We start from the raw sequence: 3,867 nt of genomic DNA on the forward strand, positions 1-3,867 counted from the left end.
GATACCGTGCCGGCCACTCTCCCTCGCGGGTGCGGACACACCAGTGATAGCTACGGCCTCTTTCCCCGCGCGCACCCAATCTTAAGCCGAGCACTTGTTTGCTGCGCGACAGCGCAGCGTCGGCGACGCGGCGGGGACTCCCTCGCCACAACAGCGGTCCCGCTTTGTGCGGATCAACCGATCTGCTCAGCCCACAAATCGTACTCATCGGCGTCGGTCACCTTGCACCAGACCTTGTCGCCTGGCTTGAGGTTGCTGCCGTTGTCGATGAAGACGTTGCCGTCGATTTCCGGCGCGTCGAAGAAGCAGCGACCCACGGCGCCTTGCTCGTCCACTTCATCCACCAGCACTTCGATTTCACGGCCGCCGCGCATTTGCAGGCGCGCCGAGCTGATGGCCTGCTGGTGCGCCATGAAACGCTCCCAACGGTCCTGCTTGACGTCGTCCGGCACCACGTCCAGGTCCAGGTCGTTGGCCGGAGCGCCTTCGACAGGGGAGTACTGGAAGCAGCCGACGCGATCGAGCTGGGCTTCGGTCAGCCAATCCAGCAGGTACTGGAAGTCTTCTTCGGTTTCACCGGGGAAGCCGACGATGAAGGTTGAACGGATGATCAGGTCCGGGCAGATTTCACGCCAGTTCTTGATGCGGGCCAGGGTCTTGTCTTCGAAAGCCGGGCGCTTCATGGCCTTGAGGACTTTCGGGCTGGCGTGTTGGAACGGGATATCCAGGTACGGCAGGATCTTGCCGGCTGCCATCAGCGGGATCAGCTCGTCGACATGGGGATACGGGTAGACGTAATGCAGGCGGACCCAGACGCCGAGGGTGCTGAGGGCTTCGCACAGCTCGGTCATGCGGGTTTTCACCGGTGCGCCGTTCCAGAAGCCGGTGCGGTATTTCACGTCGACGCCGTAGGCGCTGGTGTCTTGGGAGATCACCAGCAGCTCCTTGACGCCGGCCTTGACCAGGCGCTGGGCCTCGTCGAGGACGTCGCCCACCGGACGACTCACCAGCTTGCCGCGCATCGACGGGATGATGCAGAAGCTGCAGCTGTGGTTGCAGCCCTCGGAAATCTTCAGGTAGGCATAATGGCGCGGGGTCAGCTTGATGCCTTGTGGCGGCACCAGGTCGATCAGCGGGTTGTGGTCCTGGCGTGGTGGCACCACCTCGTGCACGGCGTTGACCACCTGCTCGTACTGCTGCGGGCCGGTCACGGACAGCACGCTTGGGTGCACGTTGCGGATGTTGCCTTCTTCCACGCCCATGCAGCCGGTGACGATGACCTTGCCGTTTTCCTTGATGGCTTCGCCGATCACTTCCAGGGACTCGGCCTTGGCCGAATCGATGAAGCCGCAGGTGTTGACCACCACCACATCCGCGTCCTGGTACGTGGACACGACGTCATAACCTTCCATGCGAAGCTGGGTCAGGATGCGCTCGGAGTCGACCAGAGCTTTCGGGCAACCCAGGGATACGAAGCCAACCTTCGGATTGGCGGGCGCGGGAGTGGTGGACATGTCTAACCTCGGTGTAGGGGGATCGTCTCTTGTCGAGACAGGGCGCCTGGCGCGCCTCTGATCAAAAAGTGCGCAATTCTATCTGTGGCCGGGCTGCTTGACCAGCTTTATACCGGGAAATACGACGAGTGCTGCGCTATGCTGCGCGCCTTTGCGCTCTGGCGATTGCTACAGTCAACAAAACGTCTGTAACAATACGTAAAACAGCGCACGCTGCCTCAACAAAGCATCGTGTTTCGTTCAAGAAGACAGGTCTGGGAATCGGGAGTGTTGGATGGGTCATGCAAGTAGTCAGGTGGCAGGTGCCGAGCATTCGGCAGCGAAGCCGCTGAGCATGCTGGTCGCGGCGGTCGGAGTGGTTTATGGCGACATCGGCACGAGCCCTTTGTACACCCTCACGGAAGTGTTTTCCGGGGCCTATGGCGTACCTGTCAATCACGATGGGGTGCTGGGGATCCTGTCGCTGATTTTCTGGTCGCTGATCTGGGTCGTGTCGATCAAGTACATGATGTTCGTCCTGCGCGCCGACAACCAGGGCGAGGGCGGGATCATGGCGCTCACCGCCCTGGCGCGGCGAGCGGCGGCGGGCAGGGCGCGGCTGCGTACATTCCTGGTGATCTGCGGCTTGATCGGCGCGGCGCTGTTCTACGGTGACAGCATGATCACCCCGGCGATCTCGGTGCTTTCGGCGATCGAGGGCCTGGGCCTCGCATTCGAAGGCATCGACCACTGGGTGGTGCCCCTGTCGCTGGTGGTGCTGGTGGCGTTGTTTTTGATCCAGCGCCACGGCACCGCGCGGATCGGCATTCTGTTCGGCCCGATCATGGTGACCTGGTTCCTGGTGCTCGGCGCCCTGGGGGTGTACGGCATCGTGCAGCATCCGGAAGTGTTGCAGGCGGTGAACCCGGCCTGGGCGGTGCGCTTCTTTGTGGTCCATCCGGGCATGGGCGTGGCCATCCTCGGCGCGGTAGTGCTGGCGCTGACCGGCGCCGAAGCGCTGTACGCCGACATGGGCCACTTCGGTCGCAAACCGATTGCCCGCGCCTGGTTCATCCTGGTGTTGCCAGGCCTGATGCTCAACTATTTCGGTCAAGGTGCGTTGCTGCTCGGTGACCCGGAAGCGGCACGCAACCCGTTCTATCTGCTGGCGCCGAGTTGGGCGTTGCTGCCGTTGGTCGGCCTGTCGACCCTGGCCACGGTCATCGCTTCGCAAGCGGTGATTTCCGGTGCGTTCTCCCTGACGCGCCAGGCGATCCAACTCGGTTACATCCCGCGCATGTACATCCAGCACACCTCCAGCGCCGAGCAGGGCCAGATCTACATCGGCGCGGTGAACTGGTCGCTGATGGTCGGCGTGGTGCTGCTGGTGCTGGGCTTCGAATCGTCCGGCGCGCTGGCTTCGGCCTACGGCGTGGCGGTGACCGGTACCATGTTGATGACCACGATCCTGGTGTCCGCGGTGATCCTGCTGTTGTGGAAATGGCCACCGCTGCTGGCAGTCCCGTTGTTGTTCGGTTTCCTGCTGGTGGACGGTCTGTACTTCGCCGCCAACGTGCCGAAGATCGTCCAGGGCGGTGCGTTTCCGGTCATCGCCGGTATTGCCTTGTTCGTGCTGATGACCACCTGGAAGCGCGGCAAGCAACTGCTGGTGGATCGCCTGGACGAAGGGGCGTTGCCACTGCCGATCTTCATCAGCAGCATCCGCGTGCAACCCCCGCACCGCGTACAAGGGACAGCCGTGTTCCTGACCGCGCGTTCGGATGCCGTGCCTCACGCGCTGTTGCACAATCTATTGCACAACCAGGTGCTGCATGAGCAGGTGGTGCTGCTGACGGTGGTGTACGAGGACATTCCCCGGGTACCGCCGCAACGGCGCTTTGAGGTCGACGCCTACGGCGAAGGGTTTTTCCGGGTGATCCTGCACTTCGGTTTCACTGACGAGCCGGACGTGCCCGAGGCGCTCAAGCTCTGCCATCTGGACGATTTGGATTTCAGCCCGATGCGTACCACCTACTTCCTCAGCCGCGAAACCGTCATTGCCTCCAAGCTCGAAGGCATGGCTCGCTGGCGTGAGTCGTTGTTCGCCTTCATGTTGAAAAACGCCAACGGCAACCTGCGCTTCTTCAATCTACCATTGAACCGGGTGATCGAACTGGGGACGCAGGTCGAGATGTAGCACCAGGAAAACAAAAAGCCCTCGTTGCCTTGCGGCGGCGAGGGCTTTTTTATGGGCTACACAATGTCGGCGCCAGGCGTACCTTGTGGGAGCGGGGGGGGGGGGGGGGGGGGGGGGGGGCGGGGGGGCGGCGGGGGGGGGGGGCGCCGCACCCGCGGGAGGGCCCGGCGCCGCGGG

General features: G+C 62.9%; 2 protein-coding genes. One reads left to right on the forward strand and one right to left on the reverse strand.

The window, feature by feature from the left end; genetic code table 11:
- Window positions 1-173 precede the first annotated feature (173 nt).
- The gene (gene rimO, locus HGO40_RS30240) at window positions 174-1,514 is read right to left on the reverse strand and encodes a 30S ribosomal protein S12 methylthiotransferase RimO (protein WP_250966029.1); all 1,341 of its coding nucleotides are present in this window, start codon (window positions 1,512-1,514) and stop codon (window positions 174-176) included.
- 334 nt (window positions 1,515-1,848) lie between these two features.
- On the opposite strand from rimO, the gene HGO40_RS30245 reads away from it, so the two are divergent.
- A complete protein-coding gene (locus HGO40_RS30245; protein ID WP_502943358.1) occupies window positions 1,849-3,690 on the forward strand; it encodes a potassium transporter Kup in 1,842 nt (613 codons plus the stop codon).
- Window positions 3,691-3,867: the final 177 nt, after the last annotated feature.

Origin of the sequence: Pseudomonas sp. CG7 (genome assembly GCF_023701885.1) — a bacterium.
GTDB classification, from domain to species: Bacteria; Pseudomonadota; Gammaproteobacteria; order Pseudomonadales; family Pseudomonadaceae; genus Aquipseudomonas; species Aquipseudomonas zanjanensis.